Raw genomic sequence first — 15,281 nt, forward strand, 5'->3', positions numbered from 1 at the left:
GAGGAGCTGGCCATGGACGAAATCCTCGCTCCGCGCGAGCAGCAGATCCGGATTCCGGCCGCCGCGGCGTTCCTGGCGGCCGACCTGCACGTTCCGCGCACGCCCCGCGGCGTCATCCTGTTCGCGCACGGGTCCGGAAGCGGCCGCTTCAGTCCGCGCAACCGCAGCGTCGCGCAGGCGCTCAATGCGGTGGGCTTCGCGACGGTGCTGGCGGACCTTCTGACCCCGAGCGAAGAGACGGCCGACCGCCGGACCGGCCAGCTGCGTTTCGACATCCCGTTCCTGGCCGGGCGGCTGCGCTCCGTGGCCGCGTGGCTCTCCGGCCAGCGGGATCTGCGGCGGCTCCCGCGGGGCTATTTCGGCGCGAGCACCGGGGCTGCGGCCGCGCTGGTTGCGGCCGCCGCCGAGCCGGATCAGGTCGGGGCGATCGTGTCGCGCGGCGGCCGCCCCGACCTGGCGGGCGCGACCCTGGCCCGCGTGCGGGCTCCGACGCTGCTGCTCGTGGGGAGCCGCGACCCCGAGGTCCTCGCCCTGAACGAGGCGGCCCTGGCCCGTCTGACCTGCGTCAAGCGCCTGGTCGTCGTGCCCGGTGCGTCGCATCTTTTCGAGGAGCCGGGGACGCTCGAGACGGTGGCGCAGCACGCGGCGCGGTGGTTCCGGGAGCACCTGAAGGCCGATATCTCCGGCGCCTCGGTTCCGGTATCCTGACGGCGCGGAGACGCGACGGCCGCCCCGAAGGCCGCGACCCGGGCGACCGGTGCATCGCCGACGCCCAGCCCATCGCTGACGCCAGGAAGCCGCGGCCGTCCGGCGCGGGGCCTGCCCGGTTCCGAGGCCGTCGCGGGCGGCAGGTGTGTCTGCAGGCGTGTCTGCAGGCGTAATCCGCGTCTCGTCCCGGACGGGCTCCGAAAGCGTGCCGCGCCTCATGGCCGGATGGCCTCGGCCTCCTTGAGGCTGAGGATGTAGTCGATGACCGCATCCATCTCGTCGCGGTCGAGCCGCAGGCTCGGCATGCGCTGGTGGTGGCTCTGCAGGAAGACGTTGAGCGCCAGTCCGGTCGTCGAGGGCATGTTGGCGATCCGGACGAAGGACGGTCCCATGGCGTCGCCGGCCTGCGGGGCGCGACCGACGGCGTGACACGGGCTGCAGAGCTGCGTGGCGATGGTCCACCCCCGGAGGCGGTGACCCTCGTCGGGATCGGCCGCCGCGGCGCCGGTTCCGACCGCCAGAAGGCCGGCGAGGAGCGCCGCGCAGGCGGCGGGCCGCGAGACCGTCATGACCGCCTCGCGATCCGCAGCAGGGCCGTGGCGGAGGCGACGGCCAGGCTCCCGAGAACGACATGCGCCCAGGTCGCGCCGTCATTCGCCGCGAAGCCGAGGGCCCAGGGTGCGACCAGCGTCCAAACCCCGACGAGCAGGACCGTCCGTTCCAGAACGGCCCGGAAGCGGATCTGGTTGGCGCCGTAGAGCATGATGATGAGCAAGCCCGGCAGCAGCGCGGACCCCGCCGCACGGGCATGGTCGGTGAAGGCCAGCACCCACGCCGTCAGCACCAGCGCGATGCCGGCCGTGTACTGCAGGATGCTGACCAGAATCTCGTCCGTCCGCCACGTCGGCGATTGTGTTGGGGCCGGGTCCGCGCGGGACATGATCTGCCTCCGATAGGACCGGCCGGGCACCGCGCCACGGCCGGTGTGGAAACCATCGCCGCGGCGCGGCGTCAGGCGTGGACCTCGGCGATGACGCAGCCGGGGTCGACCACTTGGTTCACGGGGGCGAGGACCGTCAGGCAGCCCTCGGCCGGCGAGGCGATGTCGTGCAGGGCATCGCCGATGCGGACGGCGGCCACGGCCTCGCCGGCGCGCACGCGCGCTCCGTCCGCCACGAACCACCGCTCCAGAATGCCCTCAGGCAGCATGCTGGTGGACCAGAGTTCCTCGGCCACATGCACGTCGGCCATGGTCGTCTCCCCTGTCGGGGCGCCCGTCGCGGGGCGCCGCTTGTAGAGGAGGCCATCCGGGAAGGACGCGCTTTGATCTGGATCACCGCGCGGCTGCGGGGCCGCTTGAGCCAGGTCAATGAGGTCCGCGGTGTCTCAGGCAGGGTCGAGGGGAACAGTCGTCCGGTCCAGCGCCATGCTCCTCGCCATGACGGCCAGCGTCGCCCTCGTCGTGTCCACGATCCTGGTCCTCTACGAGACGCTGCGGCTGACCTCGGAGCACCTGTCCGAGCTGCCGGTCCCGCCGCGGGTCCGCATCCTGGCCGTGGTGCTGATGACCTTCGTCGGACACACCGTCGCCGTCTGGATCTACGCCGGCGCCTACTGGCTGCTCGTGCTCCGGCTCGGCATCGGCACCTTCGCGGGCGCGCCGGTCGAGACCTTCGAGGACTGCCTGTACTTCTCCGTGGTGGCCTACACGTCCCTCGGGTTCGGCGACCATTTCCCGACCTCGCACACGCGGCTGCTCGCCGGGGTCGAGGCCCTCAACGGCCTGCTCCTGATCGGGTGGTCGGCCTCGTTCACCTACCTGGCGATGGAGCGGTACTGGCCGCTGCACGGGAAGACGCAGGCGCACCGGGCCGCCCGGGCGGCGGCCGGCATCGGGACCGAGCCCAGCCGAGACCGTCTCTTCCCGCCGGCCCCGGAAACCTGACCGGGCGCCCATCCTTGCGCTGGATCAAGGCCGCCGGTCCCCGCGGGCCCCAGGCTGAAGGGATTCTCGGACAGGAGGCGCACCATGCGCCAATACCTCGTGACCTTCCACAAGGTCGTGCCGGACGATAGCGGCCACGACCACCGTATCCTGCAGCACCAGGTCATCGTCCCCGCCCGGTCGGAGGTCACCGCGGCCTGCGCGGCCCAGGCGCTGTTCTGCGAAGCGGCCGGCATCGTCGACTGGCGTCTGCGGGCCGACACCTGCCTGGTCGCCCAACTGTCCGAGGCCACGGTATAAGGAGGCATCCCCATGAGCCACGATCTCACCGCCCCCGTGCATTGGCAGGGCCGGCAATGGGCCGTCACCGGCTACGGCATCGAGGCGCTCGACGGCATGTACCATGTGCCGTTTTCCGAGATCCCGGAGGCCGAGGCCGGGCCTCCGGACTGGCTGGAGAATCTCTGGCACCGCTACGGCACCGACCGGGACGACCTGGCGGCGGCCCTCCGGGTGGCCCGCTCGATCCGGTTCGCGGCGAAGCCGGCCGCGGCGCGTTCCGCGGCATGAGCCCGGCATGAGCCCGGCATGGTCCTGAGCGGTACGGTCACACCGCCCTTGACCTGGCGCAACGCGGACCGGACCGACCGGTCCATCCTGGCCGCACCGCAACGGCACCGGGAGACGGGCGATGAGGAGCGGACCAGGGGACAGGCCGGTCGTGCTGGTGGCGGAGCCGCAGGCCCTGCCGGGCATGTGGCTGGAGGACGTCCTCGCCGAGGCCGGCTGCGCGGTGCGCGGACCCTACGGAACCAGCGCGGAGGCGGCCCGCTGCCTGGACGAGACGCCTCCGGACTTCGCGGTGGTCAGCATCGACCTGAATCACGGCTCCGGCTTCCCGCTGGCCTGCGCCCTGCGCCGGAAGGGAATCCCCTTCGCCCTGATCTCGGGCAACGCACGCGTGCCGCGCGCCTTCTCGGACGTGCCGCAGTTCGAGCGGCTGTTCGAGGCCCGGGCGATGGTCTCCACCGTGACCGCCGGCTGCGCCGTTGCCGGCGGCCCCCGGGCCTGCCCGATGCCGGATCGGAGGCGGGCGGGCGCCCCCTTTGCGCTGGATCAATGCCCGACCGCCTGCCGGGCCTAGCGTCGGCGTGGACCGGGCACGGCCTGGACGTCATCGGAGGAGACCGACATGGGCGACAAGCTGATCCGCCAGAACGTCATCGACGAGTTGGACTTCGACCCGAGCATCGACGCCGCACATATCGGCGTCGCCGTCGAGAACGGCATCGTCACGCTCACGGGCCACGTCGCCAGCTACACGGAGCGCGTCGCCGCCGAGAAGGCGGCCCAGAAGGTGCGCGGGGTGCGCGGCGTCGTCGAGGAGATCAAGGTCCGCTTCGGCGGCGAGACGCCGCCGCGCGACGAGGACCTCGCCCAGCGCGCCGTGCAGATGCTTGACTGGTCCGCGACCGTGCCGAAGGGTGCGGTGCAGGTGAAAGTTCAGAACGGCTGGGTGACGCTGACCGGCCGGGTCGACTGGCAGTATCAGAAGGAAGAAGCCTACCGGTCGATCAAGCGCCTCGCGGGCGTGGCCGGCATCCTCAACACCATCGAGGTGGCGCCGAAGGCGAGCGTGCCCGATGTGCGTGCGAAGATCCTGGCGGCGCTGAAGCGCAACGCCGAACTCGAGGCGGACGCCATCAAGGTCACCGTCAAGGACGCGAAGGTCGTCCTGGAGGGCAAGGTGAACGCGTGGCACGAGCGCCGGCTCGCCGAGAACGCGGCGTGGTCGGCGCCGGGCGTGCGCGCCGTCGAGGACCACCTGACGCTGGGCTGACCGACGCTGGGCTGAGGCCCGAACCGACGGGAGGCGCCGGCCGGGCCCGCCGTCATCCCGCCGCCATCCCGCCGCCGTCCTTCGAGCCGGAGACGTTCCATGACCTATGCGAGCATCATGGTCGCCATGGACCTGACGGATGGCGCGCGAAACCGCGTGCGCCTGGCAGGCCGCCTCGCCGACGACTTCAACGCCCGCCTGATCGGCGTCGCCGCGGAGCAGCCGGCCTATGTCGTCCCGCCGGTGGGCCCGACGCCGGCGAGCGCCTACGCGCTGGCCGATTCCGGCGAGACCGTCCTGAACGACCTCCGGGTCGCCCACGAGGCCTTCGCGGCGGCGGCCGGCGGCCGCAACCGCCTCGAGTGGCGCTCCAACCTCGATGTCCCGGTGGCGTTCCTGGCGGCACAGTCCGCGGCCGCCGACCTCGTGGTGGTCGGCCGCGGAGTCCCCGGGCCCCCCCTGTTCGCGGTGGATCCGGCCGATGCGGTCATGCAGCTCGGCCGTCCGGTGCTGGTGGTGCCGCCGGATCTGGACCATCTCGACGCGAAGCGCGTGGTGATCGGCTGGAAGAACACGCGCGAGGCGCGCCGGGCGGTCTGGGACGCGCTGCCCTTCCTGAAGCGCGCCTCGGAGGTGCTCGTCGTCTCCGTCGACGACGGAGCCAGTTCCGAAGGGCAGGATACCCTCCGCCTCCTTCAGGCCCATGACGTCTCCGCGATCCGCGTCCGGCGCGATGCCCAGGGCGAGTTGGTGTCCCTGGCGCTCGTCGAGGCGGCGGCAGAGCATGGGGCGGACCTGATCGTCACGGGCGCCTACGGGCACGGGCGTCTGCGCGAGTGGGTCGTCGGCGGCGTCACCCGCGAACTGCTGGCCGGCGCCCCGGTCTGCTGCCTGATGAGCCACTGAGAGCAGGGATGGGCGGCATGTCCGATACACGCACCCGCATGATCCCGCACGGCGGCTATGTCGTCGTCTGCGACGGCCGCAAGGCCCTGGTGCTCCGCAACGTGAGCGTCCACCCGAAGCCGGACCTCCAGGTCCAGCTCGCGTTCGAGGCGCCCCCGAACCCGCCGACCCACGCGCAGGGCACCGACAGGCCGCCGCGGGTCAGGCTCGGAGACCAGCGCAGCGCCATCGCGCAGACGGACTGGCATGATCTCGCCGAGCGACGCTTCGCGAAAGCGGTCGCCCACGCGCTGGACGCCTTCGATCCGGTCACGGCCCTGATCGTCGTCGCCCCGCCGAAGACCCTCGCCGAGATGCGGCGCGCGTTGCCCGAGCGCCTGCGGCGGGTCGTCGTGGCGGAGGTCGACAAGGATCTGACCAAGCATCCGGTCGAGGAGATCGAGCGCTGCCTCGCCAATGCCTGACCCCGTGCCAGAAGCCGACGCGGCAGGGGCCGACGGGGCAGGAGCCGACGAGGCCGGGACGCCGCCGCCGGCCCCACGCCCGGGGGACTGGAGCGCGGCGGACGCCGCCGCGGCCCGGGTCCTGATCGACGCGATCCTCTCGCGCCACGGGGCGGCGTTCCGGGCCCTGTTCTGGCGCGCCGTCGATACCGGCTACAATTGCGCTCTCCGGCCGGATCCGGACGCAGAGGCGCAACCGGCGCCCCCCGGACCCGGCTGCGGCGGTGGAACCGCATCGCGACCGGGCGCCCGGCCGAAACCGAGCCCTCTGCCCAGGCCCGCACTCAGTGGGCCATGAGCACCGGAATGCCGGCGTGTTCGATGACATGGCGGGTGACGCCGCCGAGCAGGAACTCGCGCACGCGGCTGTGCGTGTAGGCGCCCATGGCCAGCAGGGAGGCGTTGCGCCGTCCCGCCTCTGCCAGGATCGCCGCGCCGACCGGGGTCCCGTCCTCGACCGGCAGACTGACGGCCTCCGCCACGATGCCGTGCCAGCGCAGATAGGCGCACAGATCCGCTGCCCGCACCTCCGCGAAGCGCTCGGTCTGCGCGTGGACGACCGTGACGCGCGCGGCCTCGTGCAGCAGCGTGATGGACTGGCCGATCAGCCGCGTCGCCTCCAGGCTGCCGTTCCAGGCGATCACGACGTGGTCCAGCAGGTCGTGGGGGATGTGTTCGCCGACGACCAGGGTCGGCCGGCCGACCGCGAACAGGGCGGTGTCGAGGGCGCGGCCCGTGAACGGCTCGTCCGGATCCGGGCGGTCGACGATGACGAGGTCGTTGACCCGCCCGGTCAGCGTCAGGAGCGGCTCGACCTCTCCGGAGAGTTCGGTCCACGTCGCGAAGGTGGCGTCCAGGCGCTCGGCCTTCGCGACCACCGGCACGCCCGCGCGTCCGCACCACGCCTCGAAGGCCGCCTTGCCCTCGGCCGCCGATTCCCGGACGCTCTGCTGGATGGCCTCGATGGTCGTGCCGTCCATCGGCACGAGGCTCGCCATGGCGGCCAGCACGTGCTCCGGGCCGGGCGCCATGAAGGCGACGCCGATATGCGCGTGCAGGCGCCGCCCAAGGCGCAGGGCCGCGTCCAGCCGACGCGTCGCGTCGATCCCCGGGCCGGTCGGGACGAGGAGGCAGCGGAGGTACATCGAGGCTCTCCCTCAGCGTTCCAGCGATTTCAGGTAGGCGATCAGGTCTTGCGCCTGGTCCGGATCGAACCGGAACTCGGGCATGGTCGGGTGGCCCGTGCGGATCCCCTCGGTGAGCGCCTCGCCGAGATCCTCGACGGGGTAGCGCGTGTGGAGATCGCGGAAGGGGGGCGCGGCCCGCAGCGGGCTTTCCCCGGCCCGCCCGATGGCGTGGCACCGGGCGCAGTTGGTCCGCGCGAGGGTCTCGCCTTGCCGGATCTGCAGGTTCCAGGCCGTCGCCGGCACGGCGGGCAGAGGGGGGAGGGCAGCCAGGACGCCGGCGAGAAGGAGGCGGGTCGTGCGCATCAGTGGCTCATCAGGCAGCAAACGGTGGTGGTCTCCAGCATCTCGCGGGTCGCGCCCCCGAAGACCCACTCGCGCAGCCGGGAATGGCCGTAGGCGCCCATGACGATCAGATCCGCCTCCTCCCGCCGGGCGAAGCGGAGGATCTCGTCCGCGACGCTGATCTCGGGCTTGTGCAGCAGGTGCGTGGCGACGCGGATGCCGTGCCCCGACAGGTACGCGGCGACGTCCGTGGCGCCTTCGCGCCGCGCCTCCGGACCCGCGACCGCGACATGGACTTGGTCGGCCCGCACCAGGAACGGCAGGGCGTCGTGGACGGCCCTGCGCGCCTCGCGGGTGTCCTTCCAGGCCACGACGATCCGCTTGGCCGAGAGCCGATGGAGGCCGGGCGGCACGATGAGGACGGGACGCCCCGCCTCCATCAGCAGGCCGCCCGCGGCGACACCCATCGGCCCGGGATCGCCGTCGGCCGGCCCCTGCCGGCTCACCACCACGAGGCCGGCGGCGCGGGCCTGTTCCACCAGGAAGGCCAGGGGCTCGGCCAGCGCCTCCCGCCACGCGGTCCTGACCCGCTCGCCGGCCTCGCGCTCGAACAGCGCCCGCCCTTCGGCCAGCTCCTCCTTCGCCCGCGTCTCCTCGATCTCGAAGATGCGCTGCGACGCGTCGGCGCTCTCGACCGGGATCATGGTGACGAGCTGCCGCGCGGCGACGCCGATCAGGGTGGTGTCGAAGCGCCAGGCGATGTCGGCGGCGAGCCGGACGCGGTCGACGGCCGTGGCCCCGCGGTCGACCGAGACCAAGATGTTGGAGATCCGCATGATCACCTCCCGGCGCGGGCCCGTCCGCCCGGCCCGGCGACTCTTGCCCGTGCGGGTGGCCGGGGCCTTGATCCAGCTCAACCGCACCGGGGCAGCCGCGAGGGCGCGTGTCCCGCCGCGCGGTGGGCGCGATGTCCGGGACGATTGACCGATCGCAATGCCCGGTCCCGCCGGATGGGGACATGAGGTTGCGGATGGAGGTCTCATGCCGTCCGCTTCCGCGATCCTGGCTTCAGGCCTGCCCGGTTTCGGGCCATCCCGCGATGGGCTGGCGACGCCGCGGACCCTCCCGGCCTTCATCGCGAGCGCGAGCGGCGCCCATCAGCTGGCCCTGGTGGCGATGGCGACGGCCCTCTTCGTGGCGGATCTGGCGCCCCTCGAGCTGCAGCGGCGGGTCGTCAACGCGGCCCTTCCCGGCGGGAGCGCCCGAACCATCCTCCTGCTCGCGGCCCTGTACATCGCGGCGGCCACGGCGATGGGGGCCCTCAAGCTCGCGCTCAACATATACCGCAGCTACGTCAGCGAGAGCGCGGTCCGCCGGCTCCGCAGGACGCTGCTGCAGGACCTCGGCACCCTCGCCCCGGGCGACCGTGCGGCGGTCGAGGGCGTGGAGGTCTCCCTCGTCCTGGCGGAGGCGGAGCCGGTCGGCGCCTTCGTCGGCGTGAGCGTCTCGGAACCGGTCCTGGAGGGCGGCATCGTGCTGGGGACGTTCGGGTACATGCTGTACCTCAACCCGCTGATGGCGGCCCTGGCGCTGGCGGTGTTCGTACCGCAGATGGTCTTCGTGCCGCTGATGCAGCAGGCGATCAACCGCCGCGTGGTCGCGCGGACGGGCGCCTTGCGCCGCATCAGCGGCGGCATCATCGGCCGGCACCGACACGAGGCCACGGGGCTTCAGGACGCGCGCATCGAGCGGGTGTTCCGGCTCAACATGGGCATCTTCAAGCTGAAGTTCTCGATGAACTTCCTCATGAACCTGATGCACCATGCCGGGGTGGCGCTGACCCTGGGGCTGGGCGGCTATCTCGTGGTGAACGGCGAGACGGATCTCGGGACCGTCGTGGCCTTCGTCGCGGGCCTGAGGCAGCTCAACGATCCGTGGGGCGGCCTGATCGACTGGTTCCGGGAGTGGCGCGTCACGCTGGCAAAGTACGCCCTGCTCCGGCAGGCCCTCGACACGCTCCCGCGGCAGGGCGCCTGAGGCGGCGCTCCGGCCGGATCGCGCCCGCCGATCGCCCGAAACCGCCTTGACCCGGTGCCCCGCCCGGAAGGCCGCGCGCCCGGGACGTGGGATCAGGGCACGAGGACCGCCGCGCCCCGGAGGCCGCCGGACCGGTGATCCGCCACGGCCTCGTTGGCGCGGGTCAGCGCGTAGGTGCGGGTGTGCGTGACGAGGCCGGCCTGCGGCACGACCGCGAAGAAGGTGCGGGCGTCCTCGCGCGTGAGGTTCGCCACCGAATGCACGGAGCGCTCGCCCCAGAGCCGGTCGTAGGGGAAGGCCGGGATGTCGCTCATGTGGATGCCGCCGCAGACCACGCGGCCCCCCTTGCGCAGGGCGCCGAGGGCCCGCGGGACGAGGTTCCCGTCCGGGGCGAAGATCAGGGCCGCGTCCATCGGCTCGGGCGGCGCCTCGTCCGACCCGCCGGCCCACGCGGCCCCCAGCGTGCGCGCGAAGTCCTGGGCGTCCCGGTCGCCCGGCCGGGTCAGCGCGAACACGCGCCGCCCCTGCCAGCGGCAGATCTGGGCGACGATGTGGGCGGCCGCCCCGAACCCGTAGAGACCGACCGTTCCGGCATCGCCGGCCATCCGCAGCGTGCGCCAGCCGATCAGCCCGGCGCACAGGAGGGGCGCCGTCGCGACCGGGTCCAGGCGCGCGTCGAGCGGGATGGTGAAGGCGGCCTCGGCCAGGAGATGGCTCGCGAAGCCGCCGTCGCGGGTGCAGCCGGTGAAGCCGGGGGCGTCGCAGAGGTTCTCGCGCCCCGTCTCGCAGTAGGCGCAGTGCCCGCAGGCATGCCCGAGCCAAGGTACGCCGACCCGCATGCCCGGTCGCGGCGCCGTCACGCCCGCGCCGACCGCCTCGACGCGCCCGACGACCTCGTGTCCCGGCACGATGGGATAGACGGCCTGGGGCAGGTCGCCGTCGATGACGTGGATGTCGGTCCGGCAGACCGCGCAGGCCTCGACCCGGATGCGCACCTCGCCCGGCCCGGGGTCCGGGTCCGGACGCTCCTCCGGGACGAGGGCCGCGCCGATCTCCCGCAGGACCATGGCCAGCATCGGACCGGCCTCACGCGAGGGTCAGGCGATCCTCGACGGCGCGGACGCCGGGCGCCGACCACGCGGCCCGCTCGGCGATCTCGCGCTCGCTCCAGACATCGACGCACCCGTCGAGGGTGACCTTGTCGCCGTCCACGTGCACGCGGATCGTATCCGGATCCCGCGCGCTCCGTCTCAGGGCCGCGAGGATGCGGGACTTCACCTCGGTGGCCTGCGCGAGCGGCTTCACCGCGATGAGATTGACGATGTCGGTGACGCCGGCCAGGCGCCGCAGCGCCTGATCGACGGCCGCCTTCTGGTGATAGAACGGGACACAGCCGTCGAGCGTGACGCAGCCCTTCTCGACCTTGAGCGTGACCGCGTTCTCCGGGATCTGCACGTCCCATGCGAGCACCCGGGCGCAGCGCTCGGCCAGGGCCTCGTCGCCGACGATGGGGCAGTTCGGATAACGGACCTCGATCCGCTCCACCACGCCCCGCACGCCGCGGACCCGCAGCACGACGCGCTCGGCGATGCCCTTCTCGGCGTAGTTGCGGACATGCCCCGTCAGGGTCACGATGCCGTTCTCGACGGTGACGCCGATCTGCGCCGCGTCGATCATCGGAGCGTATTCCAGCTCGTCGAGCACATGCTGGTGCACGGTCTTGTCGTCCATCACCCGTCTCCCCGCGTCGCTCGGTTCAGAGGACCAGCCAGAGCAGCACAGTCGTCACCGCCGAGGCCGCGATGGCCAGGGCCAGGGCCTGCAGACTGCCGATGCGCCCGTAGTGGTAGCCATCCGCCACGACGCGCCCGCCCGCGTCGTTCCGCGGCTCGAGCCTGAGCGGCATCCATACGCGGCGCACCGTCCGGATGTGGGTGGATCGAAGCACCAGGGTCATCGTTCGCTCCCGTCTTGGCTGACGGGGCCATCTTGCCGTCCTGCCCGGGGAGGGCCTTGATCCACCTCAACGCCGCCGGGCCCGGCCCCCGGCAGGGTCCGCCCCGGGTTACGGATCCGCCGGGAGGCCGACATGGACGCGAGGCACGGCTCGAAGGAGCGCCACGACGGCGAAGGCCGGGACGACGGACACGGTCTGGCCTTCGTGCCCGGGCCGCTCGGACCCGATGGCCTCGGGACGATCGACGCCTACTGGCGCGCCGCCAACTACCTGTCGGTCGGGCAGATCTACCTCATGGCCAACCCGCTCCTGCGCGAGCCGCTCAAGGCGGAGCACGTCAAGCCGCGGCTCCTCGGCCACTGGGGGACGACGCCCGGCCTCAACTTCATCTACGCGCACCTGAACCGGATCATCCGGCAGCGCGACCTCGACATGATCGCCGTTTGGGGACCGGGCCACGGTGCGCCGGGTCTCGTGGCCAACGCCTACCTGGAGGGCACCTACAGCGAAATCTACCCGGACGTGGCCCGGGACGCGGTCGGGATGGGCCGCCTGTTCCGGCAGTTCTCGTTCCCCGGCGGCATCCCGAGCCACGCCTCGCCCGAGCTGCCGGGCTCGATCCACGAGGGCGGCGAACTCGGCTACTCTCTGGCGCATGCGTTCGGGGCAGCCCTCGACAACCCGGGCCTGACCGTCGCCTGCATCGTCGGGGACGGCGAGGCCGAGACCGGGCCGCTCGCCGCCGCCTGGCACGCGAACAAGTTCCTCGACCCGCGCTCCGACGGCACGGTCCTGCCGATCCTGCACCTCAACGGCTACAAGATCGCCAGCCCGACGGTCCTCGCCCGCATACCCGCGGACGAGCTGCGCAGCCTTCTCGTCGGCTACGGCTACGCGCCGGTCTTCGTCGAGGGCGACGACCCGGCCCCGATGCACCAGGCCATGGCCACGGCCCTCGACGCCGCCTTCGACACCATCGCGGAGATCCGGGCGCGCGCCGGACGTGGCGCCGTCGAGCGGCCCCGCTGGCCCATGATCGTGCTGCGCAGCCCCAAGGGCTGGACGGGGCCGCATTGTGTGGACGGCAAGCTCGTCGAGGGCACATGGCGTGCGCACCAAGTGCCGGTCGCCGCCGTCCGGGAGAACGCGGAGCACCGGGCGATCCTGGAAGCCTGGATGCGCTCCTATCGTCCGGAGGAGCTGTTCGCGGAGGACGGCGCCCTCGTCCCGGAACTCGCCGCGCTGTCGCCGAAGGGGGCGCGGCGCATCTCGGCCAATCCGCACGCCAACGCGCACAAGTGCGCGCCCCTGCGCCTACCCGACCTGAGCGTGGCGGCCGTCGCGGTGCCGGAGCCCGGCCGCACCAGGGCCGAGGCCACCCGCGCGCTCGGGGCCTACCTTCGGGAGGTGCTGACCCTGAACGCGCAGGCGCGCAACTTCCGCATCATGGGGCCGGACGAGACCGCCTCGAACCGCCTCGACGCGGTCTTCGCGGTGACGAGCCGCGCCTGGCAGGAGGCGATCCTGCCGGGCGACGAGAACCTCGCCCGCGACGGCCGCGTCATGGAGGTGCTGAGCGAGCACCTCTGCGAGGGCTGGCTGGAGGGCTACGTGCTGACCGGGCGGCACGGCCTGTTCGCGACTTACGAGGCCTTCGCCCACGTGGTCGATTCGATGGTGAACCAGCACGCCAAGTGGCTGAAATCCGCGCGCGACCTGCCCTGGCGCCGGCCGGTGCCGTCCCTCAACATCCTTCTCTCGTCCCATGTCTGGCGGCAGGACCACAACGGCTTCAGCCACCAGGACCCCGGCTTCATCGACTTCGTGGCGAACAAGCGGGGCGACACGGCCCGCATCTACCTGCCGCCGGACGCGAACACCCTGCTCTGCGTCATGGACCATTGCCTGCGCACCTACGACCGCATCAACGTCGTCGTGGCCGGCAAGCAGCCGGCCCTGCAGTGGTTGAGTCTGGACGAGGCCGTCCGCCATTGCGCGGCCGGCGTCGACATCTGGGACTGGGCCTCCAACGAGGGTGCGGGGGAGCCGGACGTGGTGATGGCCTGCGCGGGCGACGTGCCGACCCAGGAGACGCTCGCCGCGGTGGATTGGCTGCGCCGACATGTCCCCGCGCTCAAGGTCCGGGTGGTGAACGTCGTCGACCTGATGACGCTGCCTGCGCCCGAGACGCACCCCCACGGGCTCGACGACGCAACCTTCGACAGCCTGTTCACCTCCGATCGGCCCGTGGTGTTCGCCTATCACGGCTATCCGTGGCTCATCCATCGGCTGACCTACAGGCGGACGAACCATGGCAACTTCCACGTCCACGGCTTCATCGAGGAGGGCACGACCACGACGCCCTTCGACATGTGCGTGCTGAACCGCCTCGACCGCTTCCACCTCGCGCTCGCCGCGCTGCAGACGGTCCCCCATCTCGGGGCATGCGCCGAGCATGCCGAGCAGGCGCTGCGGGATGCCTTGGCGGCCCATCACGCGTATGTCCGTCGCACCGGCGACGACCTGCCGGAGGTGCGGGATTGGGTCTGGCCGGACCGGCATGCGCATCCGCATCCGGACCGTCGGCGGATCGACGGCGACATCATGCAGTGCGGTCCGACCACGGGCGAAGAGCCTCGCCCGGGCGAAACCCTGGACGACTGGACGGTCGTCACCTGAGGCCGGGCGATGATCCGCGTCCTCGACGCCGGCGCCTCCAGCCTGCGCCGCGCCCTGTCCCGGCCGGGTGCCGACGACCCGGCGTGGCGCGCCCGCGGTCGCCGACACCGGTCATGAGCGGCGCTCCCGATCGGAGGCCTCGACGCGCCGGTGCTGGGCGCGCTGGACGAACCCCCCGGGCGTCCCTTCCTGACTGCGATCACGGTATCGGTGCCCGACCTTCGGGGTGTCGCGACGGCCCGAAGCGCGCGTGCCGCCCGAGGCGTCTTCGAGGCGTCTTCGGGCCGTCTTCGGGGCCGCGCCATCCCCCGGGCTGGACGCAATCGCGGATGAGTCCCTCCGCGAGGGCCGCTCCAAACCCGGATCCGGGGGGAGCCGAACCCGGGCCGTGTCCACACCGGGTCAGGGGGGCGGGAAATCCAGGTTCAGGTAGGCAGGGTCGAATTCGGCGACCTTCCGGAGACCGTCCCAGTCCTCGATGGTCATCCATCGGCATCGCTTGGACACGAGCCCGGCCTGCTGGAGCCTCTTCATGGTCCGGTTCGCGTGGACCGATGTGAGGCCCAGGGCGCTGCCGAGTTCCGTCTGCGTCAGGGGCATCGGAAATCGGAAGGCCTCGGTCATCCCGGCCGCCGCGGCCCGGGTGAAGAGTTCGCAGATCAGGTGCGCCATCCCCGCATAGGCTTGACGGTGCCCCGCATTCAGGAGCCAGCGGCGGGTTATGGCCGCCTCGGTGGCGGTTTCGACCTGAATCAGACGGCCGATGCCGGGATGCCGCTCGACGAGCCCGTGCAGGACGCCGTGCGGAATGATGCCGATGCGGCATGGGGTGAGCGTGGCGATGACATGATCCATCTCGCCCCGCAGAAAGCCCTGCAGGTCCAGGGCGTCGCCGGCGAGTTGCAGGCCGAGGATCTGCGGCCTGCCGTCCTTCAAGGGGACGTACCGGCACGTCCAACCCTCCAGCAGAAGGCGGCATTCGGTCGGCGTGTCGCCCTCGCGCACGATGTCCGTGTCCGCCTCGACGTTCACGACCCGGGCTACGGATGCGGCGAGGGCATCGATCTCCGCGGCCCAGACGCCGCCGGACCGATCCAGCCTGCGCCGGATGGTCAAGGTCCAATCCACGCCCGACGGGCGCGTGGGGTCGCGGGCGAACTTCCGCCGGCCCGTCTGCGCGTCCCGGGCGCGTGCCAGGGGGAGTGTCGGCGGTAGTGTCTGGGGCTGTGTCGGGGGC

At 72.3% G+C, this 15,281-nt stretch carries 20 protein-coding genes; 10 read left to right on the top strand and 10 right to left on the bottom strand.

Annotated features, from left to right (window positions below):
- The first annotated feature begins 12 nt into the window (after nucleotides 1-12).
- On the top strand, nucleotides 13-708 hold the full coding sequence (locus tag ABC766_RS19045; protein ID WP_345819243.1) for a dienelactone hydrolase family protein: 696 nt from the start codon (nucleotides 13-15) through the stop codon (nucleotides 706-708).
- A gap of 215 nt (nucleotides 709-923) precedes the next feature.
- Here ABC766_RS19045 and ABC766_RS19050 read toward each other — a convergent pair whose 3' ends face one another.
- The 3 genes from ABC766_RS19050 to ABC766_RS19060 all read right to left on the bottom strand — a co-directional run bounded on the left by ABC766_RS19050 (nucleotide 924) and on the right by ABC766_RS19060 (nucleotide 1,959).
- Entirely contained in the window at nucleotides 924-1,277 is a 354-nt protein-coding gene (locus tag ABC766_RS19050; RefSeq protein ID WP_345819244.1) for a cytochrome C552, read from the bottom strand.
- Nucleotides 1,274-1,648, bottom strand: coding sequence for an SPW repeat protein (locus tag ABC766_RS19055; RefSeq protein WP_345819245.1), 375 nt, complete (start codon nucleotides 1,646-1,648; stop codon nucleotides 1,274-1,276). The genes ABC766_RS19050 and ABC766_RS19055 overlap by 4 nt, the downstream gene beginning before the upstream one ends.
- Nucleotides 1,649-1,719: 71 nt before the next feature.
- Nucleotides 1,720-1,959: a biotin/lipoyl-containing protein gene (locus ABC766_RS19060; protein WP_043352632.1), complete on the bottom strand. Its 240-nt coding sequence runs from the start codon at nucleotides 1,957-1,959 to the stop codon at nucleotides 1,720-1,722.
- A 175-nt stretch (nucleotides 1,960-2,134) separates the two neighbouring features.
- Here ABC766_RS19060 and ABC766_RS19065 point away from each other — a divergent pair, with 175 nt between their 5' ends.
- The 7 genes from ABC766_RS19065 to ABC766_RS19095 all read left to right on the top strand — a co-directional run bounded on the left by ABC766_RS19065 (nucleotide 2,135) and on the right by ABC766_RS19095 (nucleotide 5,863).
- Nucleotides 2,135-2,653 carry a potassium channel family protein gene (locus ABC766_RS19065; protein ID WP_043387216.1) on the top strand — a complete coding sequence of 173 codons (519 nt, stop codon included), beginning with the start codon at nucleotides 2,135-2,137 and terminating at the stop codon, nucleotides 2,651-2,653.
- Between the two features lie 84 nt (nucleotides 2,654-2,737).
- A complete protein-coding gene (locus tag ABC766_RS19070) occupies nucleotides 2,738-2,953 on the top strand; it encodes a hypothetical protein (RefSeq protein ID WP_043387181.1) in 216 nt (71 codons plus the stop codon).
- 12 nt (nucleotides 2,954-2,965) lie between these two features.
- Nucleotides 2,966-3,223 carry a hypothetical protein gene (locus tag ABC766_RS19075; RefSeq protein WP_043759309.1) on the top strand — a complete coding sequence of 86 codons (258 nt, stop codon included), beginning with the start codon at nucleotides 2,966-2,968 and terminating at the stop codon, nucleotides 3,221-3,223.
- A gap of 121 nt (nucleotides 3,224-3,344) precedes the next feature.
- A complete protein-coding gene (locus tag ABC766_RS19080) occupies nucleotides 3,345-3,797 on the top strand; it encodes a histidine kinase (protein ID WP_345819246.1) in 453 nt (150 codons plus the stop codon).
- A gap of 48 nt (nucleotides 3,798-3,845) precedes the next feature.
- The gene (locus tag ABC766_RS19085) at nucleotides 3,846-4,493 is read left to right on the top strand and encodes a BON domain-containing protein (RefSeq protein WP_043387185.1); all 648 of its coding nucleotides are present in this window, start codon (nucleotides 3,846-3,848) and stop codon (nucleotides 4,491-4,493) included.
- A 99-nt stretch (nucleotides 4,494-4,592) separates the two neighbouring features.
- On the top strand, nucleotides 4,593-5,399 hold the full coding sequence (locus ABC766_RS19090) for a universal stress protein (protein WP_043352654.1): 807 nt from the start codon (nucleotides 4,593-4,595) through the stop codon (nucleotides 5,397-5,399).
- A gap of 17 nt (nucleotides 5,400-5,416) precedes the next feature.
- Nucleotides 5,417-5,863 carry a host attachment protein gene (locus tag ABC766_RS19095; RefSeq protein WP_043352661.1) on the top strand — a complete coding sequence of 149 codons (447 nt, stop codon included), beginning with the start codon at nucleotides 5,417-5,419 and terminating at the stop codon, nucleotides 5,861-5,863.
- Between the two features lie 323 nt (nucleotides 5,864-6,186).
- Here the strand turns inward: ABC766_RS19095 and ABC766_RS19100 are convergent, their stop codons facing one another.
- The 3 genes from ABC766_RS19100 to ABC766_RS19110 are packed head-to-tail and all read right to left on the bottom strand — an operon-like array spanning nucleotide 6,187 to nucleotide 8,207.
- Entirely contained in the window at nucleotides 6,187-7,047 is an 861-nt protein-coding gene (locus ABC766_RS19100) for a universal stress protein (RefSeq protein WP_345819247.1), read from the bottom strand.
- A gap of 12 nt (nucleotides 7,048-7,059) precedes the next feature.
- Complete coding sequence (locus ABC766_RS19105; protein WP_043759294.1) at nucleotides 7,060-7,392, bottom strand: c-type cytochrome; 333 nt, start codon at nucleotides 7,390-7,392, stop codon at nucleotides 7,060-7,062.
- Nucleotides 7,392-8,207 (bottom strand): universal stress protein, encoded by an 816-nt coding sequence (locus ABC766_RS19110; RefSeq protein WP_043387218.1) that lies wholly within the window; start codon nucleotides 8,205-8,207, stop codon nucleotides 7,392-7,394. The genes ABC766_RS19105 and ABC766_RS19110 overlap by 1 nt, the downstream gene beginning before the upstream one ends.
- A gap of 205 nt (nucleotides 8,208-8,412) precedes the next feature.
- On the opposite strand from ABC766_RS19110, the gene ABC766_RS19115 reads away from it, so the two are divergent.
- Nucleotides 8,413-9,408 (top strand): ABC transporter ATP-binding protein, encoded by a 996-nt coding sequence (locus tag ABC766_RS19115; protein WP_043352660.1) that lies wholly within the window; start codon nucleotides 8,413-8,415, stop codon nucleotides 9,406-9,408.
- A 92-nt stretch (nucleotides 9,409-9,500) separates the two neighbouring features.
- Here ABC766_RS19115 and ABC766_RS19120 read toward each other — a convergent pair whose 3' ends face one another.
- The 3 genes from ABC766_RS19120 to ABC766_RS19130 are packed head-to-tail and all read right to left on the bottom strand — an operon-like array spanning nucleotide 9,501 to nucleotide 11,365.
- A complete protein-coding gene (locus ABC766_RS19120; protein WP_345819248.1) occupies nucleotides 9,501-10,484 on the bottom strand; it encodes a zinc-dependent alcohol dehydrogenase family protein in 984 nt (327 codons plus the stop codon).
- Between the two features lie 10 nt (nucleotides 10,485-10,494).
- Entirely contained in the window at nucleotides 10,495-11,139 is a 645-nt protein-coding gene (locus tag ABC766_RS19125; protein WP_043352669.1) for a BON domain-containing protein, read from the bottom strand.
- Between the two features lie 25 nt (nucleotides 11,140-11,164).
- Entirely contained in the window at nucleotides 11,165-11,365 is a 201-nt protein-coding gene (locus ABC766_RS19130; protein WP_287089667.1) for a hypothetical protein, read from the bottom strand.
- Between the two features lie 132 nt (nucleotides 11,366-11,497).
- Between ABC766_RS19130 and ABC766_RS19135 the strand changes: the two genes are divergently transcribed.
- Nucleotides 11,498-14,044: a phosphoketolase family protein gene (locus ABC766_RS19135; protein ID WP_345819249.1), complete on the top strand. Its 2,547-nt coding sequence runs from the start codon at nucleotides 11,498-11,500 to the stop codon at nucleotides 14,042-14,044.
- Nucleotides 14,045-14,446: 402 nt separating this feature from the next.
- On the opposite strand, the gene ABC766_RS19140 is transcribed toward ABC766_RS19135, so the two are convergent.
- Nucleotides 14,447-15,160, bottom strand: a complete 714-nt coding sequence (locus tag ABC766_RS19140) for a Crp/Fnr family transcriptional regulator (protein ID WP_342142260.1) — start codon at nucleotides 15,158-15,160, stop codon at nucleotides 14,447-14,449.
- Nucleotides 15,161-15,281: the final 121 nt, after the last annotated feature.

This window comes from Methylobacterium fujisawaense, from assembly GCF_039619325.1.
In the GTDB taxonomy this organism is placed as follows: domain Bacteria; phylum Pseudomonadota; class Alphaproteobacteria; order Rhizobiales; family Beijerinckiaceae; genus Methylobacterium; species Methylobacterium fujisawaense.

What these genes read in the sequence shown, in the direction of transcription:
- ABC766_RS19050 (WP_345819244.1), bottom strand. Translation starts at nt 1,277, where the DNA reads ATGACGGTCTCGCGGCCCGCCGCCTGCGCGGCGCTCCTCGCCGGCCTT.
- ABC766_RS19070 (WP_043387181.1), top strand. Translation starts at nt 2,738, where the DNA reads ATGCGCCAATACCTCGTGACCTTCCACAAGGTCGTGCCGGACGATAGC.
- ABC766_RS19065 (WP_043387216.1), top strand. Translation starts at nt 2,135, where the DNA reads ATGCTCCTCGCCATGACGGCCAGCGTCGCCCTCGTCGTGTCCACGATC.
- ABC766_RS19115 (WP_043352660.1), top strand. Translation starts at nt 8,413, where the DNA reads ATGCCGTCCGCTTCCGCGATCCTGGCTTCAGGCCTGCCCGGTTTCGGG.
- ABC766_RS19090 (WP_043352654.1), top strand. Translation starts at nt 4,593, where the DNA reads ATGACCTATGCGAGCATCATGGTCGCCATGGACCTGACGGATGGCGCG.
- ABC766_RS19085 (WP_043387185.1), top strand. Translation starts at nt 3,846, where the DNA reads ATGGGCGACAAGCTGATCCGCCAGAACGTCATCGACGAGTTGGACTTC.
- ABC766_RS19100 (WP_345819247.1), bottom strand. Translation starts at nt 7,047, where the DNA reads ATGTACCTCCGCTGCCTCCTCGTCCCGACCGGCCCGGGGATCGACGCG.
- ABC766_RS19060 (WP_043352632.1), bottom strand. Translation starts at nt 1,959, where the DNA reads ATGGCCGACGTGCATGTGGCCGAGGAACTCTGGTCCACCAGCATGCTG.
- ABC766_RS19080 (WP_345819246.1), top strand. Translation starts at nt 3,345, where the DNA reads ATGAGGAGCGGACCAGGGGACAGGCCGGTCGTGCTGGTGGCGGAGCCG.
- ABC766_RS19075 (WP_043759309.1), top strand. Translation starts at nt 2,966, where the DNA reads ATGAGCCACGATCTCACCGCCCCCGTGCATTGGCAGGGCCGGCAATGG.
- ABC766_RS19120 (WP_345819248.1), bottom strand. Translation starts at nt 10,484, where the DNA reads ATGCTGGCCATGGTCCTGCGGGAGATCGGCGCGGCCCTCGTCCCGGAG.
- ABC766_RS19095 (WP_043352661.1), top strand. Translation starts at nt 5,417, where the DNA reads ATGTCCGATACACGCACCCGCATGATCCCGCACGGCGGCTATGTCGTC.
- ABC766_RS19110 (WP_043387218.1), bottom strand. Translation starts at nt 8,207, where the DNA reads ATGCGGATCTCCAACATCTTGGTCTCGGTCGACCGCGGGGCCACGGCC.
- ABC766_RS19130 (WP_287089667.1), bottom strand. Translation starts at nt 11,365, where the DNA reads ATGACCCTGGTGCTTCGATCCACCCACATCCGGACGGTGCGCCGCGTA.
- ABC766_RS19055 (WP_345819245.1), bottom strand. Translation starts at nt 1,648, where the DNA reads ATGTCCCGCGCGGACCCGGCCCCAACACAATCGCCGACGTGGCGGACG.
- ABC766_RS19105 (WP_043759294.1), bottom strand. Translation starts at nt 7,392, where the DNA reads ATGCGCACGACCCGCCTCCTTCTCGCCGGCGTCCTGGCTGCCCTCCCC.
- ABC766_RS19125 (WP_043352669.1), bottom strand. Translation starts at nt 11,139, where the DNA reads ATGGACGACAAGACCGTGCACCAGCATGTGCTCGACGAGCTGGAATAC.
- ABC766_RS19135 (WP_345819249.1), top strand. Translation starts at nt 11,498, where the DNA reads ATGGACGCGAGGCACGGCTCGAAGGAGCGCCACGACGGCGAAGGCCGG.
- ABC766_RS19045 (WP_345819243.1), top strand. Translation starts at nt 13, where the DNA reads ATGGACGAAATCCTCGCTCCGCGCGAGCAGCAGATCCGGATTCCGGCC.